Origin of the sequence: Leptolyngbya sp. NIES-2104, assembly GCF_001485215.1 — a bacterium.
Lineage (GTDB): Bacteria > Cyanobacteriota > Cyanobacteriia > Leptolyngbyales > Leptolyngbyaceae > Leptolyngbya.
This window is the reverse complement of the sequence record NZ_BBWW01000001.1, coordinates 688,156-704,814: the sequence shown is the minus strand read 5'-3', so window position 1 is coordinate 704,814 and position 16,659 is coordinate 688,156. Positions and strand designations below refer to the sequence as shown.

Here is a 16,659-nt window from a genome sequence, read left to right as displayed (position 1 = left end):
CCCTAAATACAAGGAAAAAGGTCATGACTGAAACAGTTGCGTCTTTGGATTCTGAAACAGTAGAAACTCCTCAGAAACTCAGAATTGAGGTTTTAGCGAGCGGTCTGGATGGTCCACGCAAACTGAGTTTCGGTCCAGATGGGGCGCTTTATGTTGCCGAATCCGGTCGAGGTGGACCAGGAGCCAGTATTCCGTCGCCTAACATACCGGGTGCAGTGTTATCTTATGGTGCAACAGGTGCCATTACCCGCATTCAAGATGGGGTGGTCGAACGGGTTGTGACTGGACTGCCCTCGCTAGCATTATCCGATGGGTCAGATGCAATGGGGGTAAACGACATTGATTTTGATGCCGCTGGAAATGCCTATGCACTTCTTGGTCTCGCCAGCAATCCGGCGAATCGAGACAGCCTTATCCAAGTCCCTGATTTTGCTCAGTTAATTGCGATCGACAAGTTCGATGGCGGTTCGTCCTGGACTCGGTTAATCGATTTTGGCACGTATGAACTCAATAACGATCCCGACGGGCAATCCCCCAATACGAATCCCTTCGATTTGCTGATCGAGGATAACACGGTCTATGTGATTGATGCTGGGGGAAACAATTTACTGAGTCAACGTGCTTTTAGTCATGAAATATTACTAGAAACGGTCTTTCCCAGTCGCAGCGCGATCGATCCACGCACCGGTCAAACGATCACTCAACAATCCGTTCCGACAGCGATCACCCTGGGTCCCGATGGTGCTTTTTATGTGAGTGAACTGACAGGTTATCCGCTGCAAGCAGGAGCCGCACAAATCTACCGACTCAACGCAGCAGGACAGCCAGAAATCTACGCAGGTGGATTTACGAATATTGTGGATCTTGCCTTTGACAAGGCGGGTGGCTTGTATGTGCTGGAGTATGATGCAGATGGCATTTTGACTGGCAATGAGGCAGGTGCTTTGATTTATGTGTCTCCCGATGGCAAAACGCGTACCACAATCACAGACGCGCTGTTAAATCCAACGGGGTTAGAGATTGGCGCTGAGGGTGACATTTACATTTCCAACAAAGGCTTCGATGCTGGGCAAGGGGAGATTCTGCGCTTGAGTCAAGAGAAACCCTTCGACCCGAGTCCGATCTATGACCAAGTGAAACGCTATACAACGACAATCGCAGCCGATGGCGATATAGCCGATGTTTACTATCCTGTGTTGCCGAACACAACTGCCGATCAATTACCGATCGCGCTGATGCTTCAGGAAGCGTTTGTGGATAAAGCAGACTATTCTAACTACGCGAAAGAAGTCGCAAGCTACGGGTTTGTCGTGGTTGTTACCAATAATCAGCGCACGCTAACCACACCGGATGGACAAACCCTTTCAGGGCTTCTGCCAGAGGAGCAGCAAGTCAATGAAGTGCTCGCTCAAATCAAACTCGAAGATTCGGATACGACTTCACCGATCTTTGAAATTGCAGATACGACAAAGCTAGGACTTTTAGGGCACGGGCTTGGCGGCTTTGTTGGATTAGCTGCGATTCAAAACATTGTTCGGTCTGCCTCGACCAAGGACTATACTCGACCGCCTGAACTTAAAGCGGGCATTTTCTACGGAACTAGCTTCCAGGCAGGTGCCAATAGTGGGATATTTCCAACGATCGAGAATCAAGATATTCCAGTCGGCTTGATTGCCGGAACGCGTGATAGCATCAATGACCTGGGTGAAGTGGCATCTACCTTCGTGAAAGTTCAAGATCCACCCAAAGCCTTGATCACGGTCGAAGGGGCGAATTTCTACGGCATTGCGAATCAAGATAACGATCGCGATCCCAGTCGTCCCACATTAGACCAGGCTACTGCAACTGGAGCGATCGGGCGTTGGAGCGGATTATTTTTACGATCGCATTTACTAGGCGATCAAAGGGCATTCGATTATGTGTACAAAACAGCGGGTGATTTAGATCCAAATGTGAATGTCACATCGGTACGCTGACAACAATTTTTAGAACTCGATCTCACTTCTACTTCTCCAACCGATCATTCTGTTCTAAAAGCAAACGCTTCCGTAATTTTTGCATAAACCGCTGACGATGGCACCCAATGCAGATAGGAAGCCTCGTTAATTTGGCAATTAGACACACTAAATACAAGGAAAAAGGTCATGACTGAGACAGCTGCGTCATCGAGCAGAACGTGCCTCACCCTCACAGACGCGCTATTAAATCCAACAAAGTTAGAACTTGGCGCTGAGGGTGACATTTACATTTCCAACAAAGGCTTCGATGCTGGACAGGGAGAAATTCTGCGATCGAGTCACGAGAAACCCTTCGATCCGAATCCGATCTATGACCAAGTGAAATGCTATACGACGACGATCGTAGCTGACGGCGACCCAGCCGATGTCTATTATCCCGTGCTACCAAACCCAACTGAGGATCAATTGCCGATCGCGCTGATGCTTCAAGGGGGTCTCGTTGATAAAGCAGACTATTCTAACTATGCAAAAGAAGTCGCAAGCTATGGATTTGTCGTAGTGGTTCCGAATAATGAACGAACCTTAACTGGACCCGACGGACAACCCTTCACAGGACTTCTTGCCGATTCAGATCAAGTCAATGATGTCTTAGCTCAAATGAAGCTAGAAGATGCAGATGCAAGTTCACCCATTTTTGAAATTGTAGACACAAGCAAGCTCGGCGTGTTGGGGCATTCGCTGGGTGGCTACGCAGGACTCGCTGCGATTCAAAATATTAATGATCCGGCTGTGTCTTCTGGGAACTATACTCGACCGATAGAACTGAAGGCGGGAATCTTCTATGGGGCAAGTTTCCAAACGCCTCCCAATAGTGGTGTGTTTCCAGCCATCGATAATCAAGATATTCCCACTGGTTTGATTGCAGGAACGCTCGATAGCGTTGCTGATCTAGGTGAAGTCGCATCCACCTATGTGAAAATTCAAGACCCACCCAAAGCGTTGATCACGGTTGAAGGGGCAAATCACTATGGCATTACGAATCAAGATAGCGATCGCGATCCCAGTCGTCCAATATTGGATCAAACCACTGCAAACGGAGCAATCGGGCGCTGGAGTGGTTTGTTTTTGCGATCGCACTTACTGGGCGATCAAAGGGCATTCGATTATGTGTACAAAACAGGTGGTGATTTAGATCCAAATGTGAATGTCACATCGGTACGCTGACACTGCCGCGCTGAAGATGGATAAACGAAAAGACAGTTTTCCAGGTCATAAGAATGAGAGTGTGTTCAATTATGTTTACAACAAAGTAGCAACCTCGACCCAAATAGGGATGTTAGCCGTCAAACTTCAGTGTGATAGTTCCTTTGGAAGCAGACATTCAAAAAGTATTGTGATAGATGGAGATCGCATGAGCCGTTTTACCACCACCAACATTCATCAACAGCCGCCACAGTGTCCTGCCTCGCGTCGAAATGTTCTCATTGTCGGAGGTGGACCCGCAGGACTCGCAACTGCGCTCATGTTAGCAAAAAGAGGCTGGACTGAAATCACTGTTTTAGAAAGACGAAGGGCAGCAAATGACTATGAGCCAGACAAGTCATTTAACTACTTAATCGATGCTCGCGGTCAGCAACTTACAGACTTGCTCGGTTTGACTGATCTGCTATCAAAGATTGGTGTTCCGGCATCAGAATTTCAGATCACTCGTATCCAGCCAAATGGCGATCGCAAAACAATCAAGCAGTCTTTCAACGATCCAAAACCCGCCTACTGGTTATTCCGCAGCGCTTTTTTGCAGTTACTGTATCAAGAAATCGAACACCATTGGGCACACCAGATTACAGTGTTATTCAATCGCCGCTGTGTTGCGATTAACAAAACAATCGAAGATACTGTAGAAACGCTAGAAGTAGTTGTTGAATCTGAGAATTCTTCTGTGCCAGAACGATTTCAGCCAACGCTGCTGATTGGATGTGACGGGATTCAATCGATCGTTCGTTCAACCCTGAATACCTGGGATCATTCTGGCAAATTTGAAGTTGAGCAACTCCCTTCACCCAGTTCTGGCTTACGATACAAAGCATTACGCCTACCGCCAAACTTTCCCCTAGATGCGGAAGCAAAAAATCACGCCGTGTCTACTCAGTCCTATGGCATTCGTGGGAAATTTCGAGAGCGCAGACGTGCTCTGTCACTGGGATTACTGCCGATTAAAGATCAAGATGTGCCCCGACCTGCCATGTTGATCAATTGGGCAGATCACCAACTTTGGCAGTTGAAAACAGGCGAAGAAGTCCTGAATTTTCTCGAATCTGCTTTTCCTCAACTCCCACTCCGTCAGTTCATTGCGCCGCAAGAAGCTGATCGATTTGCCGAAAGCGAAGGGGGAACATTCCCAATCCCTCAATTTTGTTCTGGACTCCATTATCTTTTACCTTGCCCGTCAAAACGGCATGATCAGTCTATGTCAGGCGTTCTGCTTCTAGGGGATGCGGCTCACTGCTTTCCGCCTGATATTGGGCAGGGTGTCAATTCTGCCTTAGAGGATGTGTATGTTTTGCATCAAGTCCTGTCAGAACACGAGGATGATTTGGCGCGATCACTCCCCGTCTACGAAGCCGAGCGATCGCCGGATGTTGAAGGGCTGGTTCGCCTAGTTCAAATTGCGGCTCCCTGGCAATATAATCAGGCTCCACTGCGAACAAAACTTTGGTTTATGGGTTCTGTGATCCGCTTAGGGTTGAGCAAATTGTTGCCTTTTATCAGTCCCCCGATCGCGTTTTCGGTTCGCGATCCTCAATATTCGTACCGAGATCTGTGGTTGGGCGAGCAGCGCACGTCCCGCATTCTCTCTGGAATGAGTTGGATGGGTTTCATTGGACTTTTGGGAATTGTAGTGCTGCTTCTACAGCACTGATTCGAGAAGGCTAGTTCTGATGCTGCACTTTTCCAAGCTGCCGAATTCGGCAGCTTTATTGCTGCACTTCGTTGTTTGACAATAGACAAATTTAAGCGGCTATAGTACTGTAAGACACTAACCTCTCTTATCAGGAGAGACTTCAATCGGAGTAGCCTCCAACACTCTAATTAGGTAATAAAGCTCTAGCACAGGCTGCATCAGGATACAGCAATCTACATTTGCTATTGAGGAGACAGAGGTTTGGTTTTACGATCGCACCTATCGGGTTCAGGGGATGCGATTGCGCTCACAGTGCGCTCGGCGTGTATGCAAATCTCCGCGCAGATTACAAATAAATGCGATCGCGCCAGAAGTGCCGAGCAATGAGTTTTCTGTACATTTACCCTAAAAGCTTCTGAAGGATGGCATTACTATGACAGAACCAATTAAGATTGACCTGACGCTAGATTTTGGTCAAACTCAAAAGACTTACACACTACAGGGTTCTATCAATTCTCAAGGCTTAAACCTAAACTTCGACAACAACGGCAAGCCAACTACGCTAGACCTTGATTTTAGTAACTTCAAATTGGGTCATTGCCCTCCCAAGCCTTTCAAGGAATTAGTGGTCTTTGGAGATAGCTTTTCTGATACTGGCACAATCTTCAACCTCACGGGTCAAGTTTTTCCGCCTAGTCCGCCCTATTTTGAGGGGCGCTTCTCCAACGGTCCAATCTGGGTTGATTTTCTGGCTCCTGAATTAGGCATAAAAGAGAAAAATGTGAAGAACTTTGCGGTTGGGGGAGCAACGACGGGACGAGAGAATATCAATAGCACCCAGATCGGCAATCAATCTTTGCCGGGACTGCTCACCGAAATCGATACCTACAGCACTCAAGTTGGTTCATCCGGCGCGAATCCCAAGGCGCTTTACATTGTTTGGGCAGGTGGCAATGATTTTCTCCAAATCGCCGAGCGCCCCCAAGATGCGCCCTCAGTCATTCAGCAAGCGGTTACAAACCTTTCAACAGCAATCACAACGCTCTTCAACTTAGGTGCGAGACAGATTGTGGTGCCGAACCAGCTTAATTTTGGGTTGACACCTCTAGTCCGCGATCGCGGACTTTCAGATCTAGCGACTCAAGCCACAATCGGGTTCAATCAAGCGCTGGATCAAGGCATCGATCAGCTAGAGCAAACCCTAGGCATCGATTTAATCGAAGTCGATTTATTTGGTCTAGGACAACGGATTGCGGCTGCGCCCGCAGAGTTTGGCTTCTCGAACATCAGCGATCGCCTGATTACACAGACCAATCCAGCTAATCCAGCAGGCTATCTCTGGTGGGATGACGTGCATCCTACAACCCAAGGTCATCAATTAGTTGCGGAAACGATCGAAACTGCGATTTCTGCCGCTCGCCGTCCAACGGGTCATGAAGTCTTTAACTCCTCTAACCTGTTTGAAGCTCCCATCACCCTTGCAGCGAGGTCTCCCTTATCCGTTTGACGAACTAGAAAGCGCGTTGCAAAGTCTGGGCGAATGGATACTATGCTGCCCAACATGAAAATGCCACTCCAGCCTGAATTGTATTTTACGGGTTCAAGAACTAACGCAGTGGAAATTTAATGAGGCATTGTTTTCTTCTAAATGATTTGTGAAGGTCAAAAATTTGGCTGACTACCTAAAGCAAACTCTCCTACAGGAGTTTCAGCATCGTAGTCACATCCTGCTGCCTTGGTAAAGGAATCGGAATTGCCGCCTCCAAGACCACAAGAAGCTAAATTCATCGCAGTTGCTGTTAGGTACATTGTTTGGTGCAAAACTCCAACATGCTTGAGCATCAGTGCATAAGCCATGGGTTCATACTTCCAGGCTAGCCGCTGAAATCGAGCGGCAATCACAATCAGAACTTGAGGCACTTGAGACATACCTTGTCGTCTCATCGATTGCCAAGCATCGCTCAGCAGTGCTTCTACAGGTTCTGTTTTGTCAGAAATCCACCACAGTTGATGGGAGAGAGGTTCATAGTGATAAAAGCCAGAAGGAATGCCGTCACAACGGTTAACGATAGAATAAAGCTCCAATTCATAAAGCGCCCCTTCGTTAGGGTAGGGATGGTAGGAAACCTCCCCATGCTCGGTTTGAAACACATCTTTGACGCGAGCAGTGCGGTAAAGAAATTCTCCAAGCTGTTGAGCTGAGAGCGGATTGCCATATTGCTGAATTGACTTTCTTACCTCTAAGACCTGCGTAAATGAGGTCTCTGTCATTGCGAGCGTTCTCAAGTCAGGTTTATACAGCTCGATCGTCTTCTCTGACATGTGCGGTTCGATCTGGTTCAGAAAACGGTATGTGCCTTCAAAAGCATTGCTGTGTCTTGCTTCTCGGCTACGAGCATAAGATAGAAGATCATGAGATTCCCACTGAGCGAGTGAGAGATTCGCTTGTTCTTGAATTGTACTTTTACAGACTTGATCGAGCATCTGTGTACTAAGAAGTAGATTAATAAACTGTTTGGCTAGCTCTATTGAAATTCCCGGCACTGTATTCATTAATTCTCTACAACTGCAAGATCTAGCAAGTTGACTCAGTAAAGCCGCACCTTTCCAATCCATCAATCGTACTTGCATAGAGGATAAAGGCGACTCTAGCAGCAGTTGCCCTTCAACTTGGTGGCAATACGCAAATTGAGAGAGCCTATACACTGAATCAACAGCTACCTCGATGTCAGGAAATTGACAATCTGAAGTTAGGGGTATGGCGATCGCAATAACTTTCCCTTCTGCTACAACTGAACGACAAAGCCAGCCCAAGCTAGAAAATTTTTGTAGATAAGCATAGATTAGTGCAGGAAAATCTCCGTCATCGTTCTGCACTATCTGACTCAGTTCTGCTAAAGTAGCACCACCTGAAGCTAGTGCCTGAAGTGCTATCTTAAATCCTGGCTGCACCTGCTTAAATGTCATAGAGCGATTTGGTGCCCGAAGAACAAAGTCCTTTGTTTCTTCTGGTTCTGCAAAAGAAACGTCTTTTTTGAAAGATAGGAGAAACTGCTGTGACATGTACTTTCCTAGAGTTCAAGATACATCTTTGAAACGAGAAAATCAACATCATTAGATGTATTCTTGTCTCATTAAGGTCAATGCCTAGCGGCTGATTCATCATTCAATGGATGAAGTCGAGCTTAAATGTGGAAATCAGGTTTAACTAAAAATCCATCTATAAACTCCTAAACAATCAACAAACAAAAAGAGAGAAGCTGAATAAAAAATCATGCTTTGGTCTTTTCTTAAGATGCTGGCTAAAAGCATCTGACTAGAACTAAGAGCAAGAAAGATAAATCCATAGCCGTTTAAATCAACTTTAGCCGCAAGTAAAACACCCCCTGCGATCGCGCAAATGCTGCTAGACCGCTTCAATCGACCCACTAGAATTAACCTTCTTTTAATGCTCGAATTGCTTGTCACTTGTTTGAACATGATTCGATACCAGACTGGATAGATAGTAACGAGAGCTTGGGGTGATGCAAATGATGAAAGTAAGCTAGTGTGCTTCATTAGTTCAGTGCAAGCAAAGACAGTCTTAACGCGTATCTCAGGTCATCTTTTTGTTATGCTTCACTAACCATAGGTAGGGTACTCCTACGGCAAATAGCAAGCCTGTTTTAATGCTCAAAGTCAGATTAGGGTAGTGAATTAATATTGCAGTTAGACAGATTCCCACTACCGCCTCCAGTAAAGTAAACAGAATGAAGCGTCTCATTGTTTCCTCCTTGTATTTTTTCACAGCTCATACCCAATCGATTTATGATTGCCACACTTCATAGCCCTGCCGACGAAAGGCATTTGTAGCAGGCGGTTATTAATTTGGTATAAGCGCTTAGTAATCGCTTCGCGGCACCTGGGTCGATAGAGCTGATATTCTTGCGGCGTTCGAACTATTGGACTCACACGAGTTTTGTTTATTGAAGTCTCCGCTACGCTAATTTCGCAATTTGCAGCTCAAAACTTGATGAACTCTGGCATTTTTAGTTGCCGAGCTTCTGCTTTTCAAGATATCAAGAAAGTAGCGAAGAGAGTTCGGAAATTGTTCGGACGAATTATCTGAAGTTGTTAGGAAGATCTCGTATCATGAAAATGTGGCTTAGCATCGCTGCTAGAGTTTACTCAGATCAACTAGGAGGAAAATATGAGCAAAAGATTAATCAATCCAGAAGAACTGTACGATGGTGCCGCGTTTGGCATGTCTCAGGCGACTGTTGAGACGGAATTGGGGCTAGTTTTCGTGTCGGGTCAGGTCGATTGGAATCATCAATATGAGACCACGGAGGACTCGATCGGAGGACAAGCAAGAAAGGCGCTTGACAATCTTAAAATTGCTCTGACAGCCGCTGGTTCATCAGTCGAACAGCTATTGCAAGTTCGCGTGTACATCCGAGGTGAAGTTGGAGAGCATTTGGAAACTCTTGCTCCTATTCTTTCTGGCTTTTTAGGCGACTCTCGTCCATCTGTAACGGGTATCGGCGTAGCTTCCCTCGCATCACCATCATTGCTTATTGAAGTTGAGGCAGTTGCTAGTGTTAGACAGGTGGTAGGATAGCAGTCTGGCAGATGTATCAAAACTTTTGACCACACAGTTCGTTTGCAGGTAGAACTTCTAGCATTTGCTTTGGTGTTGGTAAGTTTAACTTCGTCATTAATTGAATGAAGTCAGTCCGCGATTTTGCAGTAGCTGGATTTCCAGGACAGTTCACAAATCAGGAATTCCAGCACTTCTCTTCAGAGATCGTAGAAACGCCATGCCCGTGATAGTCCTGCCCTGGATAGATCCGTGTCATGTCAGGTAGGGTGAACAAGCGTTGTGTCACTGAATCATAAAGTTTGCCAGCATCGCCATTCTGAAAATCTGTACGTCCACAGCCTCTGATTAGCAGAGAATCGCCCGTTAGAACGCGATCGTCATTGATCAAATAAGCGTGATGACTATTGGTATGACCGGGTGTTGCGGTTCCTTCGGAGTTGCGCTAAGCGCTTGAATCTGAGTATCCCCCAGTTTCAAAATTTCACCATCGCGCATTTGATAGTCTGCACCGCGAACTCGCGCATTATGGGGCACAACGCTGCGATATCCCGTTAAGCGGCACAATCGGTCAGTTCCCGTAATATGATCCGCATGAAGATGTGTTTCAAGGCAATAGCGCAGGGTAACGCCGACTTCTTCCAAGAGCATGCGCACCCTTCGGGGAAGCGAAGCTACCGCGATCGACCTATTCTAACACCGGATCAACCAAAACTGCCTCTTGAACATAGAGACCAGCGATCAGATAAGTATAGGTACTAGAGCTTGGGTCAAATAATTGACGAAATAGCATTGTTTTGATGACTGTCATACTGCAAAAGCGATCAACGACCTTGCACAACCTGTAGAACGACAAGTTTGTGCCAAATCACATTTCTACTAATCTAGTGGGAGCCACTACAATCAGTTTATGCAGAGTGTATTTCTGTCATAAGACGTAGTTTTGCTAAAGATTTCTTCTTCATGCAGCGATTTTTTAGAAACTTGCGAAGCGAGCACTGCATAAACAGGTACTTTTAAGCACTAGAGTCCCTCGCGATCGTAAAGCTAATCGAGCCGTGTCAAACCTGGAAGGATTGCCAGTGCATTCTATGGCAACATCAAAGGTGAGATCGGCAACTGTGGCAATTGTGGTTTTGATTTGGCGCTGTTGCAAAAGGTCTAGTTTTTCAGCGTGCCGTCTGATGACAGTCAGATCGCATCCAGTTGAAGCGAGGGTCTAGGGAACCAATTGACCGAGTTTGCCACCGCCTACGACCACAACACGATGATTCGCGTGAATTACCCATTTAGATTTGTGCCATGCCACCATCGACGAATAGCTCAATGCCGTTGACAAAGCTGCTGTCATCGGAAGCGAGAAAGACAACGGCTTTGGCGATCTCGTCGGGCTTGCCAACTCGTCCCAATGGGATATTGTTAGCTTGACTCTCCACAAATTCTTTTAGATGCTCTTCACTGAGTCCCAAGAGATTGTAAGCGGGAGTTGGAGTGACACCAGGGCTGACCGCATTCACTCGAATCTGGCGACCTTTGAGGTCGAGTGTCCAGTTGCGGGCAAACGATCGCACGGCAGCTTTGGTGGCGCTATACACGCTGAAGGCTGGGGTGCCCATGAGGGAGGTTGTTGAGGCATTCAAGATGATGGAAGCGCCCTCTGGTATCAGTGGCAGTGCCTTCTGCACGGTGAAAAGTAGCCCCTTGACATTGGTGTTGAAGGTTTTGTCAAAGTGTTCTTCGGTGATCGATCCGAGCGGCATGAGTTGTCCACTGCCAGCATTCGCAAAGATTACATCCAAGCGACCTTGCTCTTGCTTGATCGTGGCGTAAAGCCGATCGAGGTCTGTCAGATTAGAGACATCGCCCTGAATGCCCATGACGTTCTTACCAATCTCGTTTACAGCCGCATCCAGTTCAGTCTGACGACGACCCGTGATAAAAACATACGCGCCTTCCGCAACAAATTGCTTAGCAGTGGCAAGCCCAATACCGCTGGTGCCACCTGTAACGAGGGCGATTTTTCCTGAGAGTTTTTGTGACATAGTGCTTTCCTAATGGACTCCTTTGGATGTATCACTGCTCAATCAGTGAATTATTTACCGATTGGTACAGATTAGCGCAGGACTTCTCAGACTGTCAAGAAAGTTTTATACTGAACGGTATGGAAACAAGAAAGTCTAAGGGTGTGCAGGGTCGTCCTCGCGCTTTCGATATCGACATCGCTTTAGAGCAGGCTTTGCTGCTGTTCTGGCGCAAGGGCTATTTGGGGACATCGCTCACCGATCTGACTGAGGCGATGGGCATTAACCGTCCGAGCCTTTACGCCGCCTTTGGCAACAAGGAAACTTTATTCCGTAAGGCACTCGATCGCTATCGCGATCAGCACACGGCGTACTATCAGGATGCTCTTGAGGAACCCACTGCCCGGAGAGTGATCGAGCGGACAATGCAGGGCGTTGTGGATTTAGTCACCAATCCGAGCAATCCGTCCAGTTGTCTGATTACACACAGTCTGCTCGCTTGTGCAGATCCAGACGATCCGCTCCATCGGGAATTGGCAGAACGCCGAGCGGCAGGCGAGATTGCTATCCGCGATCGCTTTGAGCGGGCAGTATCTGAGGGGGACTTGCCGCCTGATGTTGACCCTGCTACCCTTGCCCGCTTTGTGCTTACGGTTAACGCTGGACTGTCTGTGCAAGCAGCAGGTGGAGCCAGTCGTGCAGAACTCCTACAAGTTGTGCAGATGGCATTGCAAGCCTGCCCAATATTAGATTAGGTCAATAGGTTTGATTATTCCTTCAAATTCAGGCAACTCGAAGATTTGGGGTTTGAAATTGAGTTACTAACTTTGATTTGTTTAATCCCTTGCCATGAGATCGATCGCTCCTCACAAGGAATCACTCAAAGAGATATTAGTGTATGTCCTCAAAATAGATTGCAAGCTAGCGTTGTCCGTAACCCGCCGCGAATGAACTCTCGGACTAAACTAATAACCCCTAACGGTCGGTTTCACGGGCGTTGTTAGGCGGTTGTTGAAGAATTCTAATCTAGTGATGTTCGCCTTGTATACCAAGCATGAATAAAAAGAGTCTGCAAGAACAATACAGGGGGTTCAAAACCGCCTGATGCAATGATGGACGCGACTTCGTGAGGGGGTAGCACAGCAACATCTCGACCGTGAGAGTCAAGAAATTGTTTAACATCCTCATCCGGATATTCGGCATACTTCAGCATTTGAGTCCAAGCCTCGCGCAGGCTTTGATAGGCTGAAGTAGACATATCGGAAGCTACATCCGCACTCACTAAATACCCTTGAGGACGAAGTCGTGCAGCAATCTGACTGAAGAATTTTTGTCTCTGCGCTTGCTGCATGAAGAAGTGAGAAACCAGAAGGCAAGTCGCCGCGTCGAATGACGCGGATGCGGGCAATGAGTCGAGGTAGCCTTCGTGCCAAGTGCAACGTGACGCAACCCCGCACGCTTCCGCTTTCTGACGACAAATATTAAGCATCGCAGTTGCAGGCTCGACCGCTGTGAATTGCCACTGTGGAAACTCCTGGGCAAGATAAATCAACTCCAAACCAGTTCCGACACCAACACAAAGAACTCGCGCGTTCGCAGGAAGATCAGAAAGGATTAAGCGTGTCAGTAGATTAAGTGTGTCACGCAGTGGAGCAATTTTAGCTGCTCTTGTGTCGTAGGTCGAAGCGCGTTCTTCGTCAAAGATAATTGCTGGCTCTTGATTCTGCATGGGAAAGCGAATAATTACATCCTATCTATTTTGCATGACCGAAGCCTGTGGAGACATCAACACTGCGCCTAACTTTATGCAGCGAGCAGGTTCCCTGGTCAAAGACATCGCTCAACTCTTATGAACGATCGAGCGGAGTCTCAATGCGAGAGGGGACATCTGTAATTGTAGGGGGATAAGGAGCAGAGGGAAGCAACGCCTGTGAATGTAGCTCGCTTGGTTCAGCTAGACTCAAAGCGGACTCCACCTGGGGCAAACTCAAATTGCTCCCAGACATGGGGGCAGCCGTTGTCGCGATTCGAGTGCGACTTTGTGACTTCCAATGCTGATACTGAAGTAACGGAAACGAAGTCACCCTTTTCGCAAACGCCCAGAACAACACATAGCTTGCCAGCAAGCGCTCAAACGAGCTAAAGCGAGTTTCCCTCAACTCTTCAATCACAACCTGTTGATCCAAGGAGACTCTGCCATCGACTAGCGTATTTGTTCGACTGCCTAACACGATCGCGCTGCTAAATCCTTGATGCGCGATCGCGCTATTGTGTCCCAAAGCAACGACTTCTGGACCAATGCCCCAACTTCGCACACCATCCGCTTGCTTTCCGGTCATCAGGGCGGCATTTTCATCCTCTTTTTGCATCTGACAGCGCCGCCCATCTGGGACCCCTAACAGCACCAACGTACCCCGAACTAAGCGGTAGCCAAATCTATGCACCATATGATCCTGCGGATTTGCGCCATGCACCTCTAGCGAAGCAATGCCATAGCTAAGCGAAAACAGTTTGCTGACATAGGATTCCAAAAGTTGATGCACCCAAGGCACATCGCCGATGACAATCGTTCGTTTGCCTGTGCGTGCTAACAGTTGTCTGCCTTGCACAAAGCGAATTCCGATCGTCCACAGCCAAGGACCGAAGATTGCAATCCCAATATCAATTAGAACGATCTTGGGATGCAACAGTGCCAACAGTGACAGAACTACATCACTGGAAAAACCGCAGGTGAAGAGCAGCGATCGCAGCAACAATTGCGTCACAGAAAGAACCTGTCCAAAAGGAATCATCCAACCCAGCACGATCAAGACGTACACAGCATGAATCGCCCAAACTAGCGGAGTTTCGGTGACATGCAGCGCCCACTTGCGACCCTGGCGCATTAGCTTTTGATGATCGACAGACTTGATCGACTCTCCCTTGCTCGTTGTTCCTGCGGTTCCTACGGAGTTGCGCGAAGCGCAAAGCGCGACCACACTTCGATTGAGAAAGTCCGCCTTGATGGTGTCTAGCATTAACAAGCTTTTCTCAGTGAGTGTCATCCCCAACGGTGTTGAATCGGGAAACGCTTGTCGCATTCGTTTAGCAGTGTAAAATAAGAGTTCGGTCAACGTGGCTTGAGTCGCAGCAACCGTCAAGGTTGCAGCTTCCGCCGATCGATGTCCGCTGCCATTGGTAAAAATTCTGCGGTTGAACGTTGCACCTTGAGCAAACGATTGAGATAGGGCTGCTCCCATCAAACTATTTAGTTCTCCAGTCAGAATGAACAGATCTCCGATCATCCGTTTGCAATAAAGCTCATTCAGAACCTGTGTCGCCTGCAACGTGGGAAAGGTTTGACCTGACTGGCTAATCGCAAGCACGATCGAGTTAGGTCCTAAATGCAACTGCGGCGCGTGCTGCAATTGCCTCAAAATCTGGTTAGCGGAAAGTGCTTTCACATTCAACAATGGAAATAGAGTTTTTAAATCCTGAGCAAATCTTTCTCCTAACCACAAGCTATTCTCAATCCCTGTGATTAACACATCAACCGTTTGTCGCTGCCTGAAATCGATTTTACGATCCTGCTTGACTTTCTCAACCAAGTGCTTTGTGAACTGTTCTGCACTTCGACAATTCAGCGATACAGGATTGCTCCAATCATCTGCGATCGCGTTGAGCACCTGCGGAATTTCTCGAATATCGGTGGCAACGGGATCTTTCGTTTCAGATGTCGGGGGCTTCACATAGGGATTGCGCTGCATCGGCAGCGATCGCTGTTTCAACTCAGCATCAGGTTGTTCCCGTCCTTGGGAGAGGGAATATACGGTGATGTGATTGATGCCGACGAGAGCAACTTCTCCAGCCGTTGGATCTAAATCTAAACGGTAAGATTCAGGCATTCCTGCTAGCACTGCATTGACCGCAGCAGGTTCTGACGCATAGATCATGTAAGCTTCTGGGACATTAAAGCCGATCGTCATGGGTTGTCCCTGAGCACTCAGTACCAAATGTTCTGCACTTAACGTCGAAACCGTGACTAAGCCAAAACTTCCCTCAGCCCGTGATAGGAATTGTTGCGTTGCTCGGTAGATATCATTGTGCAAGAAGGCATCGATCGCAGTTCTGACAAATGCTGTGCGCTGCTTAAGTGACCAATAACTGGGTGAGATCCGCAAGCTAATGTCTACAATTTGATTCTCAAAATCACTTAAGTTCTTTTTATCAGATAAGTATCTTGGGCACTTATATTTTTGCCAAACTTCTTCGCAGATTTCAGCCCACTGACGCAAAGCTTGCTGAGAAGGTGCAGTGTTCGGTGCGGTTTTAGCAGGCTCTTTCCCTCCAAAAGCGTCTTGAATCGATGCTGCAATCTCAAGTTGGTAAGCCAATCGAAGTGAAGCATCCCACATTCCCTGAGTGACTAATAAATCCATCATGCCAGCGACTTTAGGAGAATCGCCGCGAGTTGCATTTGGCGTGTGTAAGACTCGTTCTAGCCATAAGCCTAGGGTAGTGGTGTCGATCGCTTGACCGAAGATCCACCAGGCGTTGAAGTCTCCGTTATGCGTGATGCGGTGATTGACCGTTTTGCAGATAGGAACCCACTGACCATTCTCAAGCTGCCAAACGATCGCCTCTCTCGCGGGCATCCACTCATGCCAGTGGGTTTCCAAAATCTTCGGCGGGCTGCTGGTGCCGTAGCGATAGTGCCACACGGCGGTTATCGCGGAATCTAGAGGTTGAATGCCTGCACGCATGGCTTTGCGCCTAGTGGGAGCAAACGCAGTTTCTAGCGCTTGAGTCAGATTCTGGCGTTTCTGATTTACCACCTTTTTGCCCACAAACAGCACCTGATTATTTTTGTTTTGCGCGATCACCAATCCGCCACCTGCTTGCTCCCCGCGAATTTCAGTTTCATGACCCATCAATTTAAATATTTCGACGACCCGCGCAGGCAGAAGCGTTTGGCGATCTGTCTCAAGCCGTCTCCCCATAAATCCAAAATTACCGCACATTAGTTGGCACCTTCTCCAAAAGCGATCGACAACTTGGGAGTAGAGTTTAAACCTCGATAACGCCCTGCTACATATCAGTGGGTATTTTTATCAGCCGTTTATGCAGCGAGCAGGTTCCCTGTGCCAAAGGCATCGCACAAATTAGGATTCTCGTTTGCTTTGCAAGTCAATTCAGACCCTTCGCCCGAAGAAGTTCCGA

General features: G+C 47.5%; 12 protein-coding genes. 6 read left to right on the top strand and 6 right to left on the bottom strand.

Translation table 11 applies throughout. From position 1 onward, the window contains the following. Window positions 1-23 precede the first annotated feature (23 nt). The 4 genes from NIES2104_RS32625 (at window position 24) to NIES2104_RS03390 (ending at window position 6,367) form a co-directional block, all read left to right on the top strand. On the top strand, window positions 24-1,976 hold the full coding sequence (locus tag NIES2104_RS32625) for a ScyD/ScyE family protein (RefSeq protein WP_202815029.1): 1,953 nt from the start codon (window positions 24-26) through the stop codon (window positions 1,974-1,976). Window positions 1,977-2,144: 168 nt separating this feature from the next. After that, entirely contained in the window at window positions 2,145-3,182 is a 1,038-nt protein-coding gene (locus tag NIES2104_RS03400; protein WP_058995750.1) for an alpha/beta hydrolase, read from the top strand. A gap of 187 nt (window positions 3,183-3,369) precedes the next feature. Next, window positions 3,370-4,878, top strand: a complete 1,509-nt coding sequence (locus NIES2104_RS03395) for an NAD(P)/FAD-dependent oxidoreductase (protein WP_059001543.1) — start codon at window positions 3,370-3,372, stop codon at window positions 4,876-4,878. 415 nt (window positions 4,879-5,293) lie between these two features. Next, on the top strand, window positions 5,294-6,367 hold the full coding sequence (locus tag NIES2104_RS03390) for an SGNH/GDSL hydrolase family protein (protein WP_058995749.1): 1,074 nt from the start codon (window positions 5,294-5,296) through the stop codon (window positions 6,365-6,367). A 155-nt stretch (window positions 6,368-6,522) separates the two neighbouring features. Here the strand turns inward: NIES2104_RS03390 and NIES2104_RS03385 are convergent, their stop codons facing one another. Then, window positions 6,523-7,923 carry a SagB family peptide dehydrogenase gene (locus tag NIES2104_RS03385; RefSeq protein ID WP_058995747.1) on the bottom strand — a complete coding sequence of 467 codons (1,401 nt, stop codon included), beginning with the start codon at window positions 7,921-7,923 and terminating at the stop codon, window positions 6,523-6,525. A gap of 1,126 nt (window positions 7,924-9,049) precedes the next feature. Here NIES2104_RS03385 and NIES2104_RS03370 point away from each other — a divergent pair. Next, a complete protein-coding gene (locus NIES2104_RS03370; protein ID WP_058995741.1) occupies window positions 9,050-9,460 on the top strand; it encodes a RidA family protein in 411 nt (136 codons plus the stop codon). 366 nt (window positions 9,461-9,826) lie between these two features. Here the strand turns inward: NIES2104_RS03370 and NIES2104_RS33755 are convergent, their stop codons facing one another. The 3 genes from NIES2104_RS33755 to NIES2104_RS03360 form a co-directional block, all read right to left on the bottom strand. Next, complete coding sequence (locus NIES2104_RS33755) at window positions 9,827-10,090, bottom strand: MBL fold metallo-hydrolase (protein WP_339375058.1); 264 nt, start codon at window positions 10,088-10,090, stop codon at window positions 9,827-9,829. Between the two features lie 37 nt (window positions 10,091-10,127). Next, a complete protein-coding gene (locus NIES2104_RS33750; protein WP_339375057.1) occupies window positions 10,128-10,250 on the bottom strand; it encodes a hypothetical protein in 123 nt (40 codons plus the stop codon). Window positions 10,251-10,728: 478 nt separating this feature from the next. After that, a complete protein-coding gene (locus NIES2104_RS03360; RefSeq protein WP_058995739.1) occupies window positions 10,729-11,481 on the bottom strand; it encodes a glucose 1-dehydrogenase in 753 nt (250 codons plus the stop codon). A gap of 119 nt (window positions 11,482-11,600) precedes the next feature. Here NIES2104_RS03360 and NIES2104_RS03355 point away from each other — a divergent pair, with 119 nt between their 5' ends. Further along, on the top strand, window positions 11,601-12,215 hold the full coding sequence (locus NIES2104_RS03355) for a TetR/AcrR family transcriptional regulator (protein WP_058995737.1): 615 nt from the start codon (window positions 11,601-11,603) through the stop codon (window positions 12,213-12,215). 266 nt (window positions 12,216-12,481) lie between these two features. Here the strand turns inward: NIES2104_RS03355 and NIES2104_RS03350 are convergent, their stop codons facing one another. Both NIES2104_RS03350 and NIES2104_RS03345 read right to left on the bottom strand, forming a co-directional pair. Next, window positions 12,482-13,189, bottom strand: coding sequence for a class I SAM-dependent methyltransferase (locus NIES2104_RS03350; RefSeq protein ID WP_058995734.1), 708 nt, complete (start codon window positions 13,187-13,189; stop codon window positions 12,482-12,484). Window positions 13,190-13,307: 118 nt separating this feature from the next. After that, a complete protein-coding gene (locus NIES2104_RS03345) occupies window positions 13,308-16,460 on the bottom strand; it encodes a hypothetical protein (RefSeq protein ID WP_192843552.1) in 3,153 nt (1,050 codons plus the stop codon). Window positions 16,461-16,659 lie beyond the last annotated feature (199 nt).

Excerpts from the sequence above, each read along its gene's own strand:
- NIES2104_RS32625 (WP_202815029.1), top strand. The coding sequence starts at position 24 with ATGACTGAAACAGTTGCGTCTTTGGATTCTGAAACAGTAGAAACTCCT.
- NIES2104_RS03400 (WP_058995750.1), top strand. The coding sequence starts at position 2,145 with ATGACTGAGACAGCTGCGTCATCGAGCAGAACGTGCCTCACCCTCACA.
- NIES2104_RS03395 (WP_059001543.1), top strand. The coding sequence starts at position 3,370 with ATGAGCCGTTTTACCACCACCAACATTCATCAACAGCCGCCACAGTGT.
- NIES2104_RS03390 (WP_058995749.1), top strand. The coding sequence starts at position 5,294 with ATGACAGAACCAATTAAGATTGACCTGACGCTAGATTTTGGTCAAACT.
- NIES2104_RS03385 (WP_058995747.1), bottom strand. The coding sequence starts at position 7,923 with ATGTCACAGCAGTTTCTCCTATCTTTCAAAAAAGACGTTTCTTTTGCA.
- NIES2104_RS03370 (WP_058995741.1), top strand. The coding sequence starts at position 9,050 with ATGAGCAAAAGATTAATCAATCCAGAAGAACTGTACGATGGTGCCGCG.
- NIES2104_RS33755 (WP_339375058.1), bottom strand. The coding sequence starts at position 10,090 with ATGCTCTTGGAAGAAGTCGGCGTTACCCTGCGCTATTGCCTTGAAACA.
- NIES2104_RS33750 (WP_339375057.1), bottom strand. The coding sequence starts at position 10,250 with ATGACAGTCATCAAAACAATGCTATTTCGTCAATTATTTGACCCAAGC.
- NIES2104_RS03360 (WP_058995739.1), bottom strand. The coding sequence starts at position 11,481 with ATGTCACAAAAACTCTCAGGAAAAATCGCCCTCGTTACAGGTGGCACC.
- NIES2104_RS03355 (WP_058995737.1), top strand. The coding sequence starts at position 11,601 with ATGGAAACAAGAAAGTCTAAGGGTGTGCAGGGTCGTCCTCGCGCTTTC.
- NIES2104_RS03350 (WP_058995734.1), bottom strand. The coding sequence starts at position 13,189 with ATGCAGAATCAAGAGCCAGCAATTATCTTTGACGAAGAACGCGCTTCG.
- NIES2104_RS03345 (WP_192843552.1), bottom strand. The coding sequence starts at position 16,460 with ATGTGCGGTAATTTTGGATTTATGGGGAGACGGCTTGAGACAGATCGC.